Annotated in this window: 21 protein-coding genes; 11 read left to right on the forward strand and 10 right to left on the reverse strand. The window is 42.6% G+C overall.

What is annotated here, in order from left to right; genetic code table 11:
* Window positions 1-4: 4 nt before the first annotated feature.
* On the reverse strand, window positions 5-1,357 hold the full coding sequence (locus M301_RS14125; RefSeq protein ID WP_013146964.1) for a DUF898 family protein: 1,353 nt from the start codon (window positions 1,355-1,357) through the stop codon (window positions 5-7).
* Between the two features lie 177 nt (window positions 1,358-1,534).
* Here M301_RS14125 and M301_RS01360 point away from each other — a divergent pair, with 177 nt between their 5' ends.
* Both M301_RS01360 and M301_RS01365 read left to right on the forward strand, forming a co-directional pair.
* Complete coding sequence (locus M301_RS01360; RefSeq protein WP_013146965.1) at window positions 1,535-2,056, forward strand: GNAT family N-acetyltransferase; 522 nt, start codon at window positions 1,535-1,537, stop codon at window positions 2,054-2,056.
* Window positions 2,057-2,298: 242 nt separating this feature from the next.
* Window positions 2,299-3,234, forward strand: a complete 936-nt coding sequence (locus M301_RS01365; protein WP_013146966.1) for a DMT family transporter — start codon at window positions 2,299-2,301, stop codon at window positions 3,232-3,234.
* 11 nt (window positions 3,235-3,245) lie between these two features.
* Here M301_RS01365 and M301_RS01370 read toward each other — a convergent pair whose 3' ends face one another.
* Genes M301_RS01370 through ampD form a run of 3 tightly spaced genes read right to left on the reverse strand, consistent with a single transcriptional unit; the run spans window position 3,246 to window position 8,115 of the window.
* The gene (locus tag M301_RS01370) at window positions 3,246-6,365 is read right to left on the reverse strand and encodes an efflux RND transporter permease subunit (protein WP_013146967.1); all 3,120 of its coding nucleotides are present in this window, start codon (window positions 6,363-6,365) and stop codon (window positions 3,246-3,248) included.
* A gap of 25 nt (window positions 6,366-6,390) precedes the next feature.
* Complete coding sequence (locus M301_RS01375) at window positions 6,391-7,536, reverse strand: efflux RND transporter periplasmic adaptor subunit (RefSeq protein ID WP_013146968.1); 1,146 nt, start codon at window positions 7,534-7,536, stop codon at window positions 6,391-6,393.
* A 33-nt stretch (window positions 7,537-7,569) separates the two neighbouring features.
* Window positions 7,570-8,115, reverse strand: a complete 546-nt coding sequence (ampD, locus tag M301_RS01380) for a 1,6-anhydro-N-acetylmuramyl-L-alanine amidase AmpD (protein WP_013146969.1) — start codon at window positions 8,113-8,115, stop codon at window positions 7,570-7,572.
* 107 nt (window positions 8,116-8,222) lie between these two features.
* Between ampD and M301_RS01385 the strand changes: the two genes are divergently transcribed.
* A complete protein-coding gene (locus M301_RS01385; RefSeq protein ID WP_013146970.1) occupies window positions 8,223-9,224 on the forward strand; it encodes a sodium:calcium antiporter in 1,002 nt (333 codons plus the stop codon).
* A gap of 54 nt (window positions 9,225-9,278) precedes the next feature.
* On the opposite strand, the gene M301_RS01390 is transcribed toward M301_RS01385, so the two are convergent.
* Genes M301_RS01390 through M301_RS01400 form a run of 3 tightly spaced genes read right to left on the reverse strand, consistent with a single transcriptional unit; the run spans window position 9,279 to window position 12,597 of the window.
* Complete coding sequence (locus tag M301_RS01390) at window positions 9,279-10,688, reverse strand: sigma-54-dependent transcriptional regulator (RefSeq protein WP_013146971.1); 1,410 nt, start codon at window positions 10,686-10,688, stop codon at window positions 9,279-9,281.
* A gap of 6 nt (window positions 10,689-10,694) precedes the next feature.
* A complete protein-coding gene (locus M301_RS01395) occupies window positions 10,695-12,311 on the reverse strand; it encodes an ATP-binding protein (RefSeq protein WP_049769993.1) in 1,617 nt (538 codons plus the stop codon).
* A gap of 52 nt (window positions 12,312-12,363) precedes the next feature.
* The gene (locus tag M301_RS01400; RefSeq protein WP_013146973.1) at window positions 12,364-12,597 is read right to left on the reverse strand and encodes a PP0621 family protein; all 234 of its coding nucleotides are present in this window, start codon (window positions 12,595-12,597) and stop codon (window positions 12,364-12,366) included.
* 107 nt (window positions 12,598-12,704) lie between these two features.
* On the opposite strand from M301_RS01400, the gene M301_RS01405 reads away from it, so the two are divergent.
* From M301_RS01405 to M301_RS01420, 4 genes are read left to right on the forward strand one after another with little or no spacing between them, the layout of a single operon-like run.
* Window positions 12,705-13,331, forward strand: a complete 627-nt coding sequence (locus M301_RS01405) for an RNA polymerase sigma factor (RefSeq protein ID WP_420794845.1) — start codon at window positions 12,705-12,707, stop codon at window positions 13,329-13,331.
* 10 nt (window positions 13,332-13,341) lie between these two features.
* Window positions 13,342-13,785 (forward strand): DUF3619 family protein, encoded by a 444-nt coding sequence (locus M301_RS01410; RefSeq protein WP_013146975.1) that lies wholly within the window; start codon window positions 13,342-13,344, stop codon window positions 13,783-13,785.
* Window positions 13,761-14,222, forward strand: coding sequence for a DUF3106 domain-containing protein (locus M301_RS01415; RefSeq protein WP_013146976.1), 462 nt, complete (start codon window positions 13,761-13,763; stop codon window positions 14,220-14,222). The genes M301_RS01410 and M301_RS01415 overlap by 25 nt, the downstream gene beginning before the upstream one ends.
* A gap of 21 nt (window positions 14,223-14,243) precedes the next feature.
* The gene (locus M301_RS01420) at window positions 14,244-14,711 is read left to right on the forward strand and encodes an RDD family protein (protein WP_013146977.1); all 468 of its coding nucleotides are present in this window, start codon (window positions 14,244-14,246) and stop codon (window positions 14,709-14,711) included.
* Here the strand turns inward: M301_RS01420 and lptG are convergent.
* Window positions 14,659-15,729: an LPS export ABC transporter permease LptG gene (gene lptG / locus M301_RS01425; RefSeq protein ID WP_013146978.1), complete on the reverse strand. Its 1,071-nt coding sequence runs from the start codon at window positions 15,727-15,729 to the stop codon at window positions 14,659-14,661. The genes M301_RS01420 and lptG overlap by 53 nt on opposite strands.
* 27 nt (window positions 15,730-15,756) lie before the next feature.
* Entirely contained in the window at window positions 15,757-16,875 is a 1,119-nt protein-coding gene (lptF, locus tag M301_RS01430; RefSeq protein ID WP_013146979.1) for an LPS export ABC transporter permease LptF, read from the reverse strand.
* A gap of 104 nt (window positions 16,876-16,979) precedes the next feature.
* Between lptF and M301_RS01435 the strand changes: the two genes are divergently transcribed.
* From M301_RS01435 to M301_RS01445, 3 genes are read left to right on the forward strand one after another with little or no spacing between them, the layout of a single operon-like run.
* Window positions 16,980-18,476, forward strand: coding sequence for a leucyl aminopeptidase (locus M301_RS01435; protein WP_041359623.1), 1,497 nt, complete (start codon window positions 16,980-16,982; stop codon window positions 18,474-18,476).
* Window positions 18,477-18,484: 8 nt separating this feature from the next.
* Window positions 18,485-18,907: a DNA polymerase III subunit chi gene (locus tag M301_RS01440; RefSeq protein WP_013146981.1), complete on the forward strand. Its 423-nt coding sequence runs from the start codon at window positions 18,485-18,487 to the stop codon at window positions 18,905-18,907.
* Window positions 18,908-18,964: 57 nt separating this feature from the next.
* Entirely contained in the window at window positions 18,965-20,539 is a 1,575-nt protein-coding gene (locus tag M301_RS01445) for a hypothetical protein (RefSeq protein ID WP_013146982.1), read from the forward strand.
* Window positions 20,540-20,567: 28 nt separating this feature from the next.
* On the opposite strand, the gene gcvH is transcribed toward M301_RS01445, so the two are convergent.
* A complete protein-coding gene (gene gcvH / locus M301_RS01450) occupies window positions 20,568-20,954 on the reverse strand; it encodes a glycine cleavage system protein GcvH (protein ID WP_013146983.1) in 387 nt (128 codons plus the stop codon).
* A 203-nt stretch (window positions 20,955-21,157) separates the two neighbouring features.
* Between gcvH and pbpG the strand changes: the two genes are divergently transcribed.
* Window positions 21,158-22,189 carry a D-alanyl-D-alanine endopeptidase gene (gene pbpG, locus M301_RS01455; protein WP_013146984.1) on the forward strand — a complete coding sequence of 344 codons (1,032 nt, stop codon included), beginning with the start codon at window positions 21,158-21,160 and terminating at the stop codon, window positions 22,187-22,189.
* Window positions 22,190-22,221 lie beyond the last annotated feature (32 nt).

The following is a 22,221-nucleotide window of genomic DNA, read 5'->3' on the forward strand; positions in this document are numbered from 1 at the left end:
CTGATTAACCGAATGAAATATCAACATCAAACATATCGGCAATTTCTTCACCTAATGCACGTGATGCATCTTTTTTCTCACCTACAAATTTATCCCAATCTGTTTCGCCTGTGAGTGCTAAATGATTAGCCGTATATTTTGCCATACGAATATGTACCCAAGGCGTCGCAAGACCTAATGTGCAGATTAAAGCGATAGTATTGGTGATATAGAGTAAGAGTAAATCGCGCATACGTTGGTTACTAAAGAAACCGATATGCTCAAGCGTGGTGTTGTTGAAAACGAGATTATGAATACGAGATTTCATGTAAGCCGCGAATGAAAAAATGACTGCAAGATAAAGCAACATGGCAATTAAGCCAGCTAATATTGCTGCTGCAATACCCCATTTACCAATCAGCCCAGCAAATGCACCTGCTAATGAATCTTTTTTAGGTGTTGTCATGCCTGCATCAGGATTATTAGCTTCAGCGGCCTTAATCAACTTGTTATATTCAGCAAGCTCTTCGGGGGTTAAGTTTTTGAGGTATTCTGCTTCAGACATGTTTGCATCAGCTGTTGCGGCGTCTTCAGTAGCGTAATTTTCAGTTGTAACAGGTTCAGTAGTGGTCACGTCGGCTACTTTAATAAAACCACCCGTGTCCATATCAGCCTTTACACTAGTTGAGGCTTGAGAGAAGTGTTGCGTTTGATATGAGCTGACGTGACTAGCCGCTTTAACTTTATAGTGTTGATAAGCAGGAATCGCAATCGCAGCGACAATACCTAGTAATGGAATGATAAAAATAACGAGATAGATTTTGTAGAAGTCTTTTACTAAAGCTTCCATTTTGAAATTGCTCACACCAAATTTATGACCAGAGATCACAAATTTTTGGGTGCGTTGTGCTACAAATGGAATAGCCAAACCTAATGTGACGATGATTAATAATGTGTAGCCAATAAACACTTTTATAGCCTCGCCGTATTTGCCATTAAAATCAAAGCGTAAACCACGGTAGCTAGAGTTACGTGCATTAAACATCATGCCGCGAACAATGATCCAAGGAAGCGCAAGAAATAATATAAATGCCATCAAAAGACCAAATGCTGGGTTAATACCAGACACCACGCTGTAAATCACAAACAGAACAAAGGCGATAATACGGCCTTTTAGAATATTGATTGGGTTCGCGTGGTAATCAAAACCAACCCCATCGAGCAGCGTATTATTGTAAAAATATTTTTTACGACGCACTTTTGCCCAAGCTGAATAAATACCTAAAGTGACAATGGATAGCAGTAAATTTACAATCCAAATACCAAAATACTCCCCTGCTTTTCCCGTAAAGACCACGGGCGTTTGATTTTCTGACATATTTTTCCCTTAATATTATTTGTTTTTTTTCAAGTAAGGCATCTTAGAGCATACCTGCAATTAAGCAGATGTGAGATATTAGCACCAGTATGTGCTTTGTCCAATACAAGCCAAAACAGTACCAATCGGCTAGTTTTTGATAATATAGATTGAATATAATTGAAGATAAAATGCCTTATGCAACATTTTAGAAAAGCAGTTTTAACAGATGTTGAAGCTATCGTGAAATTAGTCAACATGGCTTATCGAGGTGAGACTAGTCGTGCGGGATGGACAACTGAAGCGGATATTCTTGATGGCTTACGTACTTCAGTGAATGAGGTTGAACACCTCATTGCGTCTGAAGACACCATTGTTTTGCTATGCTTGAATGATGACGAATTGCTAGGTTCAATCTGCGTAGAAAAAGAGAGTGCCATTGCGCATATTGGTATGTTTGTGGTGAGTCCTACTATACAAGCGAACGGTATTGGTAAGCGCTTACTCACTGAGGCTGAAAGCCTCGCGCAGCATATGTGGGGCATAGAACAATTTCAGATGCATGTGATTACGATAAGGCATGAATTAATCGCATTTTATGAGCGGCGTGGTTATATGCGCACTGGAATTCTTACAGATTTTCCAGTTAATCCAGAAGTTTGGCAGCCTAAGTTGGCAGGTCTGCAATTAGAAACGCTAGAAAAATTCATCCCAAAATAAAATGCTATTTCTCCGTACTCTTGACCTAGCTAGGCTGTGCGGGTAAAGTACTTAGACTTATGACAATCAATCACGACATTACCGTAACTGCGGTCATTCACAACCGAAAGGCATTATGGCTACTGGTCATTTTATGCTGCGGTTGCTTTGATCTAATTTAGGTCGTCATAATTTAGCAACCGTGGGCTCTCCGCGGTTGTTTTAGTCATTCATCCCATTGAGCCCCAATTTAAGGGCAGTACATGCAATCCCACACTAAACAAGCCTCACGCGATGCCTTGATTGGCGCATTGATGGTGCTGGCTGCGGCCGTCACTGTGTCATCTAAAGCGATTATGGTGAAACTCGCCTATGCTTATGCTGAACCATTCCCCGTAGACGCTTCTACACTAATCGCTTTGCGCATGGCATTTTCAGCGCCGTTTTTTATTGCATTGGCGATTTGGGCGAGGGCATCGGATGCAGTGCCAACAATATCAAGCCAAGATGCTTGGGCAATTGCTTTGTTGGGTATTCTAGGTGGCTATGGCCCGATGCTGTTAGATTTTGCAGGTTTAGTCTATGTGACTGCTGGATTAGAGCGAATCATTTTATATATCTATCCTACCATCGTGGTTTTGCTAAGTGCGGCGATGTTCAAACACCATATCGGTAAACGCGTTTACTTTGCTTTATTGGCCACCTATGCGGGTGTAGCTTTGGTGGTTGGGCATGATGTGCTTACCGTTAAATCGGGCTCCGCAGAAACCATACTCGGTGCAAGTTTGGTCGCTGCTAGCGCCGTGGCCTATGCTGCTTATTTAATCGCGAGTGGCAGATTGATTCCACGGGTAGGCGCTTCGTTGTTCACTGCTTATACGATGCTAGCAGCCACCGTAGCAAGCGCGGCGCATTATGCTACTACCTCGCATCAGGTGACGATATTGCATTTGCCTACGCAAGTTTACTTACTTAGCATGTTAATGGCGGTGGTTGCCACAGTGCTTCCTGCAATTTTGTTGAATGTTGGCATCCATAAAATTGGCAGTAGTAAAGCCGCACTCATTAGCTCAATCGGCCCAGTATCGACGATATTTTTAGCCAGCATATTTTTGGGTGAAGGTATTACCTTACTGCAATTAGCGGGTACGTGTTTGGTATTGATAGGAGTACTGGTGATTAGTTTAGGAAAAAAATAGCTGCACCCTAATCAGTCTGTAAGTGGTGTTATCGGTTTAGTTTTTTTAAGCCTACCCATGACTAACGAATAAGCCGCAGGCACTACAACTAAGGTTAACAAGGTTGACGAAATCATCCCGCCAATAATCGCGACTGATAGCGGTTTGTTGGTTTCAGAGCCCGCGCCTAAGCCTAGCGCTGCTGGTAACAGCGCTAGAATAATGGTGAGTGAGGTCATTACAACTGGGCGCAGGCGAATAGGGCAGGCTTCCTTAAGAGCGTCGTTAATACTGGCGCCTTTTTCTACCAGCTGATTGGTCAGGTCGACCAGCAGAATAGAATTTTTGGCGACTAAGCCTATCAGCAATACCAAGCCTATCATTGAGTAGATGTTTAAAGTATTGCCTGTCATAAGTAGGGCAATCAAGCCGCCAATGATGGCGAGCGGCTGTGCCAGCATGATGAATAGTGGCTGTATAAATGAGTTGAACTGGCTGGCGAGTACCATATAGAGCAAAAGGAAACCGAGAGCGAATACAAACTTGATGTTTTTCATGGTTTTGCCAAACTCTTCTGCTTGGCCTGTAAGTTTGAGCGTGTAATCAGGCGGCACAATTTTGGCCGCGGTGGCTTTAACGATGTCGACAGCTTCGCCAAGAGGAACCGCGGGATTTGCATAAAAATTGACTGCATATTGCAAGTCATAGCGACCAATCACAGCGGCGCCTAACTCTTTACTAAAGCTTGCAACTGCGTCGATTCTGACTAATTCACCAGTGCTGCTGCGTAGATAAATTTTGTTTAAATCAGCGATGCTTTCAAGTTCAGAGTCATTGGCTTTTATGCGGATGTCGTAACGCTGGCCGTCGCCATTCAACTCATTGTATTTGGCTATATTGATGCCGCCTGCATAGAGTGAAACCGCTGTAGCGATATCATTGGCGCTAATGCCAAGAGCGGATGCTCTGGTGCGGTCAATCTGCATATTGAGTTGCGGTAAGTCTAGCTGAACATCGACATCGACCTTGCCAATGTCGCTATTGGCACCTAACTCTCGCTGTAATAATTGCGAAATGCGGCCAATTTCTTGCAAATTTACCCCAGTGAGATTGAATTGGAGTTTTTCTGACCGTTGACCTCGCGTGATCGAGCTAGGTGAGGGAATAGCGCGTACACCAGGAATTTGATCTAATTCCTTTTTCAATTCCTTAATCAGGGTTTGTTGGCTTTTAGCGCGCTCTTCTTTTGGCTTTAAACGTACATTGACGTTGCCTTGGTTAACTTGTCCACGTGAGCCTGCGCCTATCGTGGCAAAGTAACTATCTATCTCACTTTTATGCTTAGCAAGGGTTGCCTCTACTAATTTTAAGCGTGAATTGGTGTAGTCCAGACTTGAGCCAAGCGGTGTTTTAATATTGATGGTAAAGCTTCCTTCGTCGGTCTCTGGTACAAAATCTTTCTCTACATATTTAAGTGAGTAAAATCCGCTCACAGCGACAAAGATCAGCGTGATTAACAACACTAAGCCACGATGGTTGAGTGATGAGTAAAGAAGCTTTTTGTATACTTCATCCATGCGACCTAATATGCGACCAACCGCTTTGTAAAGCGCATTTTCATTGTGGGTGACGCTCAAATACCGCGAACACAACATAGGTGTAAGTGTGAGAGAAACCAGCAGCGATACCAGTACGCCGAATGTCACCACCACAGCAAACGATTTAAAAAACATGCCGATAATGCCATCCATAAAAATCACGGGTGCGAAGATACAAACGAGTGAGGCAGAGGAGGCTAGTACAGCAAATACCACTTCGTTACTGCCTAGAATAGTGGTTTTGGTACGGAATGCGGCAACGGCTAGTGGATTTTTTAAATCGGCTGCGCTAATACCTTCGCCAACTTCACCTTCCATGTGACGCAAGATGCTTTCACGCACCACAATGGCATCGTCGACCACCACGCCAATCAGCAATAGCAAGGCAAGCAAGGTCATGCTATTAAAGGTGTAGCCGGCAAAATACATCACGGCAATTGCGCCTAAAAGTGATACTGGAATTTCTAAACAGATCATTACAGTAGAGCTAAATGAGCGCATGAAGATTAATACAATCAGCGCGGCAAATAATGTACCTTCTACCAAATGCTCTTTAAGTGAAGCGACTAATTGGTTGATGAAAATACCATCATTAGTGGAAATTTCCAACACCATGCCTGCTGGTAAATTCGGGCGAACGTCTGTTTCTAGTCTGTGTTCAACTTCTTTAATAATGTCGACAGTGTTGGCATTGGCGATTTTTATCATACCGATACCAACCGTAGGCTTACCGTTATAACGCGCTATTTGGCGGTTATCCGAAATGCCATCCTCCAGCGTTGCAACATCTTTTAGGCGGATAGGCGCACCCGCTTTATCAACAATGACCATGTTGGCTAGGTCTGTCATTTTATGAAACTCAAGATCTAGTTTTAGCAACTGTTCTGCTTGTGAACTCACTAAAAATCCACCTGGAAGCTGCACATGCTCACGATTAAACGCTGTGATTAAGTCATTGGCGGTGAGTTTGTAGGCCGCCATGCGCTCAGGCTGAATATAGACGCGAATCACACGATCTCTACGGCCACCTAAAGTGACTTCACCTACGCCATTGATGGTTTCAAATTTCTTTTTCAGCACATTACTGGCGTATAAGTTGAGCTGTTGTATGGTGCGATCACCACTCAATGCTAGCCAGATAACGGGTGATGCGTTGGAGTCAACTTTTTGTACTACAGGTGGGTCAGTGTCCGTTGGTAAACGACGCACTACTTGATTTACTTTGGATTGCACCTCGTTGTAAGCCACATCAATATTTTTACTCAGTGCAAAAGTAATGCTGATGCTGGAGACCCCTGGCGACGAGGCGGACTGAATATGCTCAATACCCGGCGTAGTGTTAATGGCAGATTCAATGACACTAGTAATGCTGGTATCAATCACGTCAGGATTAGCGCCGCGTAAAGTGGTATTGACCGTGATGACAGGGAAATCAATCGATGGCACGCGGTCTACACCAATGCGCTGGTATGCAATGATGCCGAAAAGAATAATCACGCCAGAGACCATCCAAGCGAGAACGTGGCGTTTAATGGATAGTTCAGGCAATGTCATGTGCTGTTTACTTTAGCTTTAAGCGTTACGGTGCGGTTTTTTTACTAGGTTGATTGGCTGCTTTATCGGTATTTGCACCTGCTGAAACATCCGCAACTTTAATGGCAGTGTCGTCAGTTAAAAACCCAGCGCCATCAACAACGATAGTGTCATTTTCATTGACACCGCTGAGCAACTCTACCATGCCATTTTGGTGCGAACCTGTTTTCACAACGGCCTGATAGGCTTTGTTATTGCGCACTACATAAACGACTTCGCCAGCAGGGCGCAACACGATACTTTGCTCTGGCACCATCATTGCGGCAGCCTGTTCACCAAGCACAACGGTACCCGTCACACTGGCACCAGGCTGCCAATCTGGCGAACCTAGTATGTCAGCAATCACATCAACGGTACGGCTGCCTTCAACTATCATTGGTTTTAAATCGTGAATTGTACTTTTAACGACGGTTTCACTGGTTGGAGAAGTGAGACGTACTTCTAAACCAGGTTTGAGTTTTGCTGCAATGTACTCAGGAAAAGGCAGGTGTGCACGTAGATGCTGCTTAGAAACGATCATAATGATGGGGTCACCCACTTTTACAAACTCACCGTCATCAACCAATTTCTTTTCAACGTTGCCGCTGGCTGGCGCATAGATTTTGGTTTTGCTACTGCTGTGGTTAATGCTGCCAACACGGGCTTTAGCACCAACTAATTGCTCTTTTAATACATTCTGTTGCGCCACTTCATTATCAACCGCATTTTGCGAGATAAACTTCTTATTCACCAATGCTTGGTTGCGCTCAACGGTTTTGACTTGGTTCGATAATAACGCTTCAATACGCGCGACTTCAGCTTGCGCTTCGTTACGTTGCATACCGAAGTCAGATGCATCTAACGTAGCAACGAGTTGGCCTTGTTTGACCGCTTCACCAGTATTCACATGAATTTTAACGACGCGGGCAGCGACTTCAGCAGAAAGTGTGGGATTTGTTAATCCTTCAAGCGTACCAATAGCTTCTTCACTGGTTTCAACGGCTTGATTTTTCACTTGAGTGATCGTCACCAGCGTTGGTTTTGCGCTTTTTTTATCGGTTTCAGATTTTTCTGAAGAGGCATCTTTAGCGCCACAAGCAATTATTAAGGTAGAAAGTAATACGATAAAGAAAAATCGGGTATTTTTTTGCATATTTTAGGTAGTAATCGTTTCTTAATTTAGATTTTAATTTTTATGTATTTTATCTACTTGAGACCAATCAAAATAGGGTCCAGGATCTGTTTTGCGTATGGGTGCAATATCAGAATGTCCCACTATAGCTTGAATCGGGTAAGCGTTAGTCAGGCTTGCTATCAATTCTTTAAGTGTAAGGTACTGCGCTGGCTCAAATGCTTCAAAGTCTGAACCTTCAAGCTCTATTCCGACCGAGAAATCGTTACAACGTTCCCGACCATCCCAGTTTGATACACCCGCATGCCAAGCACGGTCTAGGCAAGATACAAACTGTACGAGTTTGCCATCACGTCGAATAAGAAAGTGTGACGATACTTTACGTGTGTATATTTCTGCGTAGTAAGGATGTTCGTTCGGATTAAGGCAATTAGTAAATAATTCAATAATGCCGTTACCACCATACTGGCTGGGCGGTAGGCTAATGTTGTGAATGACGATTAAGCTGATTTCGCTCTCAGGTCTAATGTCAAAGTTAGGCGATGCGATATATTGCGCGTTAGTCGCCATACCAGCTTCGTTGATTGCATAATATTTCATAGTTCTTAATTTTATGCGAAATTTAGTTAGAAATTGAAGTATTCCGATAAAATGTCGGCACAAACAAATATTTACTCCAAATTTTGCAATAGTTAGGGAAGAGTCAGATGGTATTTTTAGAGTTATTCGTCATGCTGATCGTGATTTTAATCGCGGCAGAGGTATTCACCAACGCGCTAGAACACTTGGGCGAAAAGCTTGGTATTTCTGAAGGCGTGACGGGCTCTATCTTTGCTGCAGTTGGCACTGCGTTGCCCGAAACCATGGTGCCTTTACTTGCTTTGTTGGCAGGTACACAAAATGTCGCGACCAACGAAGAAATTGGCGTAGGTTCAATTTTAGGCGCACCTTTGATGCTAGCGACTTTATCCATTTCACTCATGGCGATTTCGGTATGGAAGCGTCGCGGCACGCAAGGTCACTTAAGACCAGAGCGCACTGGCTTAACACGTGACCTTAACTTTTTTATTGCGGCATTTACTTTTGCAGCAGTTGCCATGTACGTGCCTCACACCTTAACAACGGTGCGTTATGGCTTGGGTGCTTGCATGGTATTGATTTATGTTATTTACGTGATGATGACGATTAATGCTTCAAAAGCCTTGGTGGAAGACGGCCATGCGACAGAAGCAGGCGGCGACATGTTCTTATGTAAAACGGGTTTGCCAAATAATATGGTAGTGGTGGTTATTCAGTTGTTGTTAGGACTGGGCTTGTTGATTGCGGGCGCTAAAGGCTTTATTCACGGTGTTGAGGCAGCCTCTCACATCATGGGTATTTCAGCATTGTTACTGTCTTTACTGATTATTCCGATTGCTACAGAATTACCTGAAAAAGTGAACAGTATTTTATGGATACGCAAAGGCAAAGATACTTTGGCATTCGGTAATATTACTGGCGCCATGGTATTTCAAGGTACTTTGCTACCTGCGATTGGTATTATGCTAACGCCTTGGGAGCCGCGCAAAGAAGTGGTGTTAGGTATTGCCATGACCTTGCTTGCGTCAATCTGGTTGCGATATTTAGTTGCTAAAGGCGGTATCAGAGTTTGGCATTTGCTGGTGAATGGTGCGATGTATGTGACTTATTTGGTGCTAGTGTTAAGTTAAAAGTATTAGCCTAAACTGCTTATTAGATTGATGCCTAGTTAGACTGACGCTTAACTAGGCATCATCGTTTTCAAAGTCTGGGTCTAAATCACTTTCTTTAGCCAAGCCCAGCTTAGATAACCTGTAACGCAAAGTGCGAAAGCTTACGCCAAGCAACTTCGCCGCCGCTGTCTTGTTGTTATTAGTTTTCTCTAATGCCTTAACGATCGCTTTTTTCTCAACGTCTTCAAGGTAATCAGGTAAATTGAGGTCTAATGGTTTTTCGCCATTAAACGTTGAGTTCTTCTGCGTGTTTAATCCTGAGCTCGTAGCGCCATAGCTGCTCTCATAGCTTAAATCTTCAATGGTAATTATTTTGCCATCACTCATGGCCAAAGCTCGCTCCAGCATGTTCTCTAACTCGCGCACATTGCCAGGAAACTGCATTTTTGAGATATAGGCCTGCGCGTCGCTATCTAATTCAGGCATGCTGATTTTTTGGTAGGCGCATAGTTTTGCGAGTAATAAATTTGCTAGTAAGGGAATATCAGTTGGACGGTCGCGCAAAGAAGGCATTTTAAGTTGAATAACGTTTAGGCGGTAATACAAATCCTGCCTGAACAGCCCTGCATCCATCATTTCAGCTAGGTTTTTATGAGTGGCGCTGATAATGCGTACATCCACGGCCTCTTCATTGGTGCCGCCTACCATACGCACTTTTTTCTCTTGAATAGCACGCAGGAGTTTAACCTGCATCGCCAGCGGTAAGTCAGCGACTTCATCTAAAAATAAAGTCCCGCCATTCGCCGCTTGAAACATACCTTCTTTATCTTGGCTTGCGCCTGTAAAAGAACCTTTTTTGTAGCCGAAAAATTCGCTTTCCATCAAGTTTTCTGGAATCGCGCCGCAGTTCACCGCAATAAAAGCACCGTCACCCCTAGAGCTGTTCTTGTGGATGAGTTTTGCTGCAAGTTCTTTACCGCTGCCAGACTCGCCGCTAATATAAACCGGCGCTTGGCTACGCGCAAGCTTGGTGATCATTGCACGTACATGCACCATAGGCTCAGAATCACCGACCATCTCAAGTGCATCGCCTTTGCTGGTACTGGCTTGCGATGTGAGCTTGAGTGCGAACTCGATCACTGGGCGTAATTGCTTGAGTGAAATAGGCTTACTTAGATAATCAAAAGCACCAGCTTTAAGTGCAGATACTGCATTTTCAGCGCTGGCATGGGCGGTGATGACTGCAACTGGTAAGCCTGGGTGAAATTCATTGATGTAATTGACTAAATCCAGCCCAGTCCCGCCCGGCATTTGCATGTCTGTTAAGCACAGTGCGTATTGACGTTGTGTGAGTAAAGATTTGGCTTCTTGAATATTACTCGCACTATAAGTATCAATATCCATGCGCTCTAGGGTCATTGTGAGTAATTCACGGATATCAGTTTCGTCGTCAACGATTAAGCAGGTCAGTTTTTTTGTCATGCGCTATTATGCCTTTTTTAGCTGCAAAATAAAGACACTGCCGCTAGCAAGTGCTTGGTATTTCAGTTTTGCGCCATTGGCTTCAGCTAACTCACGTGAAATATAAAGCCCTAAACCATTCCCAGTATTTTTAGTGGTAAAAAACGGTTCGAATAATCTAGATTGATCCTGTTCGGCTACGCCATCACCATCATCAATAATTTGTATGCTCAAGCCTGATTTACTGAATTCAGAACAAATAATTTTTAGGCTACCTGCTTGTTTTTGACTATGCTCCCAGCCATTTTTACATAAATTCCATAAAATTTGCGTTAGATGGCGCTTGTCAAAAGAGAGCGTTTTTTGTGATAGATTATCCAGCTGAAATTGTGTGTCCAATACTTTCTCCACTGCACAAAATTGTGCATGGAAGCTGCTGAGGAAGTCACTTATTTCAAAGAGCTCTTGCTGCGTGCGGTCGCGTCTATTTAGTTCAAGCACATCTTTGATAATTTGGTCGATACGCCCAATATTATCAGCCACAATTTCGAGTAGTCGTTCAGTCGATTTAGAGTTATTTTCATCCTCTTGTAGTAATTGGTTCGCATGACTGATTGCGCTTAATGGGTTGCGAATTTCATGTGCGATATTGGCAGTTAATCTGCCTAGAGCCGCCAGTTTAGCTTGTTGCGCTGCCGTTTGAATTTGGCTCAAATCTTGAATGAAAATTACCGCGCCAGCATTCCTGTCTGATAAAGGCGAGTCTTTCTGTTGATTGATAGGCATAAACCTGAGCTTTAACTCACGGTTGCTGATGGAAATATTCGAGTTGTTCTTTTCGTCCGCGCCATTGACCCAATCATTAAACATTGTCGCAATCTCAGGCGCTTGCTTGGTTAAGGTGAAATTAGCTTCGTTATCTTGTGCTAAGGAAAGTAGTGCGGTGGCTTGCAAATTACTGTGGCGAATATTTAAGTCTTCATCCACCACAATAACGCCATCCTGCATCTCTTGTGTAATGAGGGCATTAACTTGCGACAAGTTTTCAATATCAATGCCGCGCGCAGAAGCAAGTGCTTCACTGTGCTGCATACGTTTCGCTAGACTATAAGCCAGCCATGCTGTCGCAAAGCAACTTAAGCCTAGCATCACTGGCTGTGTATAGGTTGCCGCAGATAAATTATCTTCGAGTATTTGGTAGCTCTGCTCAAGCAATAAGCCAATAGTGGCGATGGCAGCATAGAATAATGACAACCTACCATTGCTGGCTAAACTGGCGATAACTATAATAATGACAAGTAAAAGCCCTAGCCCGCTAGTGATGCCGCCAGCAGCAAGCATAAATAAAATAATAAAAACAATATCAGCCGTGATTTGAAATGGTAAGGAAAGCCGATACACGTCAGACTTTAGTGGACTAATGAGTAAAATGAAGATGCTAAAGATAAAGTAGGCAATCGACAGTTTGAATGTGAGTATGGCGTAGCCGCCTTGCCATATTGAATCTTTACCCAGGTAAAGATAAGAAACAATAAAAACTAAACTTAAAACAAAGCGAAATATGTTGAGTATGTTGATTGCATGGCGCTGAAGCGATAGGTCAATAGAGTCGGCAAGACTTTGTTTGACGTTAGAATCTAACACTTCTGAATTTAATTTCTTGGGGTTCAATTTAAATAGTGATAGTGATGATGAGCTATTTAGGGATGTGAGCTTTACTGCAGTAAAACTCACCATTGACCAGAAATGCTTCTGACCTCGGTAAATGTACCGCACATGAAGCACATTGCACCATGTTTTCTATTTCCTGCTCTTTTACAGGCGTATCTTTCTTGATATTTTTATCGTCATTGTTTGCGCCAGCTTTGTTGCGCTTAAAAGCTACGATCAGTAAATAAATGATTACGCCTAAAAAAATCAGTCGCCACATAAGATTTTGCACCTGTTAAATAATTGATACGATTGTAACCAAAGCTTGGTCTAGTTCAAAATGTAAACCTGATATACTTTCGCTAATGACTGCGTCAACAACTTATAATATATCAATCAACCGTAAGCGCAATGGCAACAACTAGAGAACTTTCAGATTTCCTTGCGTCGGTAGAACGTCGTGCTTTTAAGCAGACGGCTTATGCCGTGCGTGATGATCATGCTGCGCTAGATATTGTACAAGACGCGATGATGAAGCTTGCAGAAAAGTATGGTGATAAGCCAGCAGCAGAACTGCCGATGCTGTTTCAACGCATTTTGCAAAACACTATGCGAGATTTTTGGCGCAGGCAAAAAGTTAGAAATTTATGGACTACTTTATTATCTTCATTTGGCGGCAGCGAAGATGGTGAAGATCGTGATCCATTAGAGACGATAGATGTAGAAGATGACAGCGATGAGCCCGCTGCACAGTTGGAACGTAGCCAAACCATCAAGTTGATAGAAGCGGCATTAGAAAAACTACCTGCGCGTCAACGAGAAGCCTTCGTGCTGCGTTATTGGGAGGAGATGGATGTTGCTGAAACGGCAAAAGTCATGGGTTGCTCAGACGGAAGCGTTAAAACGCACTGTTCTCGGGCAGTTCACTCATTGGCGATAGAATTGAAGAAACAAGGTCTAGAAAAATTAGGTCTATCAAGTTTAATGTTAACCAGCGAAGGCTCAAAAGGCTAGGAGGTGAGCTATGGATACTCAAAAAGATATGCAAAACAGTCAAGTAAATGAAAATCTAGTGAATGCCAATCTTATAGAAGATGAGCAGGTAGCTAAACTCGCGGCAAACTTGCTGAATGATAACTCACAACATTTGAATGCGGTTACTTTACAGCGCTTATCAGAAGCACGTGAGTTAGCGGTCAGTAAATTAGAGGCCAGCCAAGGCGTCAATCGAAGTGATCATGTTTTGCAATGGGTAGGGCATGGCTTTGGTGGATATTTTGGGCAGCATCGTTTGATGTCTGCTGCCATTATTGTTGGAGCCATGTTGCTTACATTTTTTGCCGCACAAAAATTTAATGCAGATAATAATTTAGAAAATAGTGATGCATTTTTGTTGGCGTCTGAATTGCCACCAGAAGCATTTGCAGATAAGGGGTTTGATACATGGTTAGTTTCCAAGCGAGATTAAAACTCGTCTCAGTATTTTCAGCTGCATTGTTAGTCAGTGGATTGATATTTAACCATGTGGTCTTAGCCGATGATACTAACGTGACTTGGGCGCAATTGAATGATGGGCAGCGACAAATCTTAAATCCTTTAGCCTCTGAGTGGGATACTTTGCGTCCTTGGCAGCGTGAAAAAATGTTGGATATTGCCCGTGATTACCCCAAAATGAGTCCAAGCAAACAAGATTTAGTGCGGAAGCGGCTCACCAACTGGAGTCGTATGACGCCGTATGAACGCGAGAATGCAAGAAAAAGTCATCAGCAATTTCAGTCTTTGCCCACGGATAAAAAAAATGAATTGCGTCAAAAATGGTTGGAATACCAAAAACTGCCAGAGTCAGAAAGAGCCAGATTGCGCGCTGATTCACCAGATACCTACAAGGATGCAGATTTAAATTGATTGATAAGTTAACTATTACCTATGCAAAATGAGCAAGTAACACAAACAACAGCCCCAAGTTTATTTAAGCTTGGGGCTTGTCTTATTTACGAGGCGTTAGTCGTGATTGCGCTATCGTTAGCGGTCACAACTATTTTTGTTTTATCACTAGGTGAGGCGACAACAGGGGTTAAACGATATTTGCTACAGCTATTTTTATGGCTGACTGTGGGGGTGTATTTTGTTTGGTGTTGGCAGAAAAAAGGTCAGACGCTTGCCATGCAAACTTGGCAGTTAAAGTTGCTCAATCAAGAAGCGCAGCTGTTGCCATTAAAAGCGGCGATTCTGCGGTATATTCTAGCCAGTCTAAGTCTGATGGTATTCGGTATAGGCTTTTTCTGGGCCATAGTAGATCGTGATAGGCTATTTTTGCATGATAGGCTGCTCAAAAATAAAATTATCTACGCTCCACGTAAAACAGCATTGCCACACCCGCCATCAGAAACATGATGGTAGGCATAATGGCGCTAAATAGTGGCGGCCAGTCATTGAGTAATCCTAAATGTGCAAATACGCGGTTGAGTATTTGATACATGACCCCCAGCATAATGCCAACAAAAATCTTGGTACTAGCCCCCGCCGCGCGTTGTTGAACAAAACCAAAGGGCAGAGCTAGAACCACCATCACCATGCATGCTAAGGGATAAATCATTTTCGCCCAGAGTGCCACCTCGTAACGCGTCGTCTTTTGTTTGTTGATACTTAAATGGTTGATATAAGTATATAAATTCCATGCAGACATTTTTTCTGGCATGATAAGTAATACATTGAGCAATTCTGGTCGAATCAAAGAGTGCCATGTTGCCTCTAAAGACTGGCTTACTTTCACAGAGTCTTTGTCGAAACTGGTGTCTGTAACATCCTTGAGTTTCCAAGACTCATGTTTAAACTCCCCCGCTTTAGCATTACGCGTAGAGATAAGCTTTGCATTTTTATCAAAGTCAAAGATGTGGATATTGAGCAATGTTGCATCTGGCAGCACTTCTTCAACGTTGATAAAGCTATTACCATCTTTTACCCAAAGACCAGACCTGAACTCTTGAGCAACAACAGAGTCAGTGGCTTTGATACGCATGCGCTGAGCCGTTTTTTCGCTAAATGGTGTGACAAGTTCACCTATTAAAAAAGTGATGATGGTAAATATAGCGCCTATTTTTAATAGCAAAACTGCAATATCAAAAATAGATAAGCCGCTCACTCTTAACACTACCAACTCAGAATAACGCGCGAGCTGCCCCAAGCTGTACATGCAACCTACTAGCACTGCTACAGGCATCACATCGTAAACATGGCCGGGTGCGCTGAGTAATACGAATAATAAAATTTTACCAAGGCCATAGCTACCTTTGCCTAAAGCATCTAACTCTTGAATTAAATCGAAGAAAGAGAACATGGCAATAAGTGCCAGCATGACCATGAGCACATTGCTCACAATCTCTTTGAGTAAATATTTATTTAGAATTTTCATATGAAATCTAGATCACTATTTTCGGATCTAACGTTTAGCTTTCTTTGGCAGTTTTAACCATGAAGGCCGAGGAATGCTGGGTAAAATCGGTAGCTGCAAAGCGCGTCTATAAAACATATAAAAAACCAAGGTGCCGAAGACTAAATGGATAGGCCATAGCCCTATAATTCCACTCACTTTACCTTGCGCAATCCAGGCCTGAATGATATTGAGTAAATTGTTGTAGATAATATAAATCACGATAGCCAGTGCAAAATTTGCTGAGCGTCCTGCACGAGGATCTAATGCGCTTAAAGGGATGGCTAGCAGAGCAAGTATCAGCGCAGAAACCGGCATAGCAAGGCGCCATTGCAATTCAGCAATATTATTATTACTTTTATTCATGATTAAATCACGACTGGAAATCGATTGCGTTGAAGGTGGCTCACGCTTTGCCTCGCTTGCTTCCACGCGAATGGCGTACTTCTCAAACTCTGTTGTTGAGTATTCAGATGTGCCGCGAGCTCCTTCGTAACGATGGCCGTGCTCCATTAGCAAAAAGTTATCGCCATTTTTCTCGACCAGCCGGCTACCTTGTGCCGCGACAATAATCCCTAATTTTTGATGTTGAATCGATTGAACAAAGATGTTTTTAACAATGTTGCCCAACTCATCAAAACTCTCTATAAAGAATACGCGATCTGCATGCGCAGATTCTTTAAACACGCCAGGACTAATGGCAGCTAAGTCATCACGGCTTTCAAGCTGCACACGAAAATCCTCTACTTTGTTGGTGGCCCAAGGGGTTACAAATAGACTTAAAAAAGCAATAATTACCACAATAGGAGTGGCAAATACTAGTATTGGGCGTATCCAGCTAGTGATACTAAGACCCGCACTAAACCAAATCACCATTTCGGAGTCTCTATACCAGCGAGATAGTGTCAGTAGTATCGCTAAAAATAGACTCAGGGATAACAATAAAGGCATAAACCGAATGATGTTGAAGCCTAATATGGTAGTGATGGCATCGTTAGGTAGAACGCCTTTTGCCGCCAGTTGAACCAAGTAACCCGCGCGTTGCGCGATGACAATCCCTATTAAAATAAGAAAAGTACCACTGGCGGTAGCGATGAGTTCGTGTAAGAGTGAACGCCTAAAAAGCATATGATTTATTGGTAACTATATATTTACAACTATGAATTGCGTGTAAAACACGCGATAATTTAACTTAATAATATAAAAAGGGTGAAGCGATGAAATCCAGCACTATGGAATTTAGCATAAAAAGCGACAATCCGCTAAAGCTGCAGAGCGATTGCGTGATTATAGGCGTTTATGAAGATAAAAAACTGTCAGATGCTGCTCAATCTGTCGATACAGCGTCCGCTGGTTACCTTTCAAATATTCTAAAACGTGGTGATTTTGATGGTAAAGCTGACACCACTTTAATATTGCATAACGTGCCTGGTACAGCCAGTGAGCGCGTTTTATTGGTAGGCTTAGGCAAAGAGTCTGATTTTGCTGAAAAACAATATTGCAAGGCGGCTCGTGCGTCAATGAAAGCTTTAGCCCATGGCGGCGCCAGTAAAGCCACTACTTTCTTAGTAGAGTTACCTGTAAAGCAATTAACAACCAAACAAAAAACAGCACATCTTGTTGAAGCAAGCCTTGATGCAACTTATAAGTTTGATGCGATTAAGAAGAAAAAAGAAGAATCTAAGAAAGGCTTAGCTACACTGAATATTAATGTAGCCGCTGGCGATGTAAAAGAAGCTAAAGCTGGTCTGGCCGATGGCTTGGCATTGGCTTCAGGTGTGAGCTTTGCAAAAGATTTAGGTAACTTGCCACCAAATGTTTGTACACCTAGCTACTTGGCAGAGCAAGCGCAGTCATTGGGTAAAAAACATGATTTCAAGGTTAAAGTTTTAGAGCGTGAAGAGCTTGAAAATTTAGGCATGGGTTCATTTTTAGCTGTGTCACAAGGTAGTGAAGAGCCACCTAAATTTATTATCATGCAACACTTAAAAGGTAAAAAAGACCAAAAACCAGTTGTGCTAGTGGGTAAAGGTATTACCTTTGATACTGGCGGTATTTCATTGAAACCAGGTTCTGAAATGGATGAGATGAAATACGATATGTGCGGCGCGGCAAGTGTGCTCGGTACGTTCAAAACCATTGCAGAAATGGACTTGCCTTTGAATGTAATAGGCGTTATTCCTACCTGTGAAAATATGCCAGATGGTCGCGCAACAAGGCCTGGGGATGTGTTAACCAGTATGTCTGGACTCACTATTGAAGTATTGAATACCGATGCAGAGGGCCGCCTGATTTTATGCGATGCGCTGACCTATGCTGAACGCTTTGAACCAAGCGCCGTGATTGATATTGCAACGTTGACAGGTGCCTGTGTGATTGCTTTGGGGCATCATGCAAGTGGTTTATTTAGCAATAATGACGACTTAGCAAAAGAACTATTGCAGGCTGGTGAAAAAGCATTAGACCGCGCATGGCACATGCCGATGTGGGATGACTACCAACCTTTGCTCGATAGTAATTTTGCTGATATGGCTAATATTGGCGGTCGTGCAGCTGGTAGTATTACCGCGGCCTGTTTCTTATCTCGATTTGCAAAAAAATATGATTGGGCACATTTGGATATTGCTGGCACTGCTTGGAAGTCGGGCAAAGAAAAAGGGGGGACTGGTCGTCCAGTGCCACTATTAACCGCATTTTTAGTGAATAGAGCGAATAGCTCGAAAAAATAGCACACGTCATGACTCGTGTTGAATTCTATTTTAATGTGCCTGATAAGTTTGCAAAAACTGTAGAGCTGTGTGAAAAGGCGCTTGCTAAAGGGCGCCAACTCACTATTTATACGCAAAACGATGCCATGAGTAGTGAGATGCAAAACCTACTATGGTCGCATTCAGCCAGCAGTTTTTTGGCAAATAGCCATGTGAATGAAGCGCATAGTCAATTCTCGCCTATTGTGATAGATGCGCAAGGTGAAAACTTATTACAAGATGATGTGTTAATTAATCTGCAAACGGCGCAGCCGCTTTTTTTTAGTAGATTTAGATACTTGGTCGAATTAGTCGGTAGCGATGAGGCTGATAAAGCTGCTGCTAGAGTGCGTTTTAGATTTTATAAAGATCGTGGCTATGATATAAAATCAACGGATGCGGCAGCTATTTAAGCCGTAGTTCCGGTCACAGTTGATGAGTGCTCAATCTAATTTTCATTAGGCTTAATTATGCAAGAAGAAGATATTCCCTTATTAACAGAAGTGCACGTCAAATCTGCACAATCTATTAAGCCGATCAATATCACTGCAGACTTGATTGCAGAGCTGACTGCGCAAATTAGGCCGCAATTAAAGCTGCAGCTTGAGGAAGAAATTGAACATGCCGTCATACAGAAGTTTAAAAAACGCATGCATGATGATTTACTTCACGAGTCAGCAGAGATACAAAAAGCGAGTCAGAATTTTCTTGCTGATGCGCTGAAAGAGCAGTATGAATTGCAATCGCAACTGCTAGAAGATAAATCTAATGCGATTCAAGAGTTGGCTAGTACTAGATTAACACAGCATATCAACGAAGAACTCAACACCTCGCAGCAGGCTAGCCATGCCAGCTTGATGGAAACTATTCATACCGCTATTGTTCAGGCACAACAAACTTCGGTTGAACAAATCAAAGATTCAGTAGCGCAGGAAGTTAGTCACGCCGTGGCAAGCGCGCAGCAGGCGGTTATGGAGAATAGTGCTGTGTATGTGGATAAAGTGAGAGCAGACTTAGCCACAGAAATTCCTAAAATGATGCATGCAAATGCAGACATTATCAAAGCTGACTTAGCTAATATTTTAAGTGAAATGCAGGCTAGAGGTTTGGACGAAATGCAAGCCAAACTTAGCCAAGTAATGCCCATGATGGAGCAAGCCGTTACTAAGCAGTTTGAAGCAAACTTAGCCAATTTAGAAAGTAATGCGCTTGAAAGCGCTACTCAAGTTTTGCAATCAAGTGCTAACTTAGCCAAATCTGACTTGGAAAGCGCGTTGGGTCAGATGCATGAAAATGGGATGGCCGAGGTGCAGGCTAAGCTCGCCGCTGCATTGCCAGCTATGGAGCAGGTACTGACGAACCGGGTGCAGGAAACTTTAAAAACTTTGGAAACTGCAACGATTGAAAATACAACTCAGGTAGCGACTAACTTGAAGTCGGATTTAGATAACGCTCTAGTGCAAATGCAAGCGCAGGGCATTGCCGAAGTGCAAGCGAAACTCATTGGTGCGTTACCTATGTTGCAAGACTCGTTAACGGAAAAGTTGCAGACAACTTTATCTGGGCTAGAAACCAAAACAGTAGAAGATGCCAGCCATGCATTACAAGATAAAATAACGCGCCTGCATGAAGACATTTTAACTGAGCATCAGAATAATCTGGCGCGTGAATTGTCAACGATTTATCAAGGCCTGACTGCGCAATCGCATACTGAGCTCACGATTTATTTGGATGCGTTGCAATTGAAATCTAAACAGCAGCTGGATAAAGAAGTCAGCGAAGCTTTTCCATTGCTATATCAAGGCTTGGCTAGTGAGTTAACCGCAAGCATAAAACAAGATTTTGTGGGAATGGCAGATGCAAGCAAGCAAGAATTCAAGCAAACGCTAAATGCAGAATTGCCTGAAGTTGAGCAAGCGTTAGCCAATAAGGTTCAGGAAATACTGAGTGTTGAAGTGCCAAGAATCGAGCAGCTAGTCAGCGCAAACATTAAGGCTGAAATAGAAAAGCTATTAGATTCCGTACGCTTGATTTTTAGTAAGTAGGCTTTGCTTGGTAGGATTACTAAAGTCCTTAAGCAACGCCGTCAAGTAAAGCTTGGTATGCCTCGGCAGATAACAGGGTCTTGCTCACATCATCGTCACTCGGCTTATATTTAAATATCCATGCTTGATATGGTTTTTCATTGATTAACTCTGGTGAGTTAATCAACTCTTGATTGATTTCAATCACTTCACCATTAACCAAAGCGTGTAAATCCGAACCTGTTTTTACTGATTCAACGAGGCCGCAAGGTTGTCCTGCCACTAGCTTAGTGCCAATTGCAGGGGCTTCTATAAACACAATATCCCCCAGTAAATCCTGCGCGTAGTCTGTAATGCCAGCCTCCCATGCGCCATCAGTCGATGCTTTAGTCCATAAATGTTCGTTGCTGTATAGAATAGTCTTTGGAATTTGCATTTTGGGTGCTCTGAAAATAACTGCTTAATGATGAATAAGCCTGTGATTATATTGTTAATTATAGAATTATGAAAATGAAATTCATGCATAATGAACCCTTAAATTAAGAGTATTATCAAAGATAAACATTTTTAATGACAAAGCTAAAGTTTTTATATAGAATTATCTCGTAACTCTATGACGTAAAAGAAACTAATTTATTTATGCGCAAACTTATACTACTTTATACCGCCTTGACACTAAGCTTGTCGCCCATGCTTTCGTACGCGGCTGCAAAAAAAACGCATAAGCATGTGGTATCTCACATCAAAGTGTCGCATACCAAATATCAAAAAAATAAAGCCGGCAACTATGACCTTGCAAAATATAAGCTGAATAGAAATGTCGCTGGTGTTAAAAAATCAAGAGTACACGTTCAGAAAGTAAGCATGTCGGTGCCACGGGCCTACGACGGTAGTGGACCATTAGAGCTAGCTTCATCTAAAGCCTTAGTGATTAATCAGCTGACTGGTGAAATCATCTACGCAAAAAATACCAATCAATCTACGCCCATCGCCTCTGTCACTAAGTTGATGACGGCAATGGTGATGTTAGACGCACATTTACCGATGGACGATTTGTTGTTTATCGGTGATGAAGATGTTGATTATCTAAAACGCACACATTCTAGATTAAATGTAGGTACTCAGCTTACTCGTGGCGAGCTTTTGCAGCTTGCTCTGATGTCGTCAGAGAATCGTGCGGCTTCTGCATTAGCGCGTAATTACCCAGGTGGTATTGGCGCATTCATGGTGGCGATGAATCGTAAAGCTGAAGTATTGGGTATGAAATCTACACGTTTCTATGATGCTACAGGCTTAGATAGCAACAATGTTTCTACCGCAGAAGATTTAGTGAAAATGGTGAATGCTGCATACCATTACCCTGAAATTCGTCAAGTAACTACAACAGCTTCACAAGAAATTACATTGTATGGTCGTGAAAATCCAATTAACTTTGTGAATACTAATTCACTAGTACGCGGTAGTGATTGGGTGATAGGTTTGTCTAAAACTGGCTTTATCAATGAAGCCGGGCGCTGCTTAGTGATGCAAGCAGAAATCTCTGGTCAGCCTATGATTATTGTTTTGTTGGATTCAGCAGGCAAGCAGTCACGTATTGGTGATGCTAATAGAATTCGTAAATGGATAGAGTATAACGATACTGGCTCATTGGGCGAGAATGTTAGCGGTTAAACAAGAAATACGAGCAATAAAAAAGCGGCTAA

Source organism: Methylotenera versatilis 301 (genome assembly GCF_000093025.1).
In the GTDB taxonomy this organism is placed as follows: Bacteria; Pseudomonadota; Gammaproteobacteria; order Burkholderiales; family Methylophilaceae; genus Methylotenera; species Methylotenera versatilis.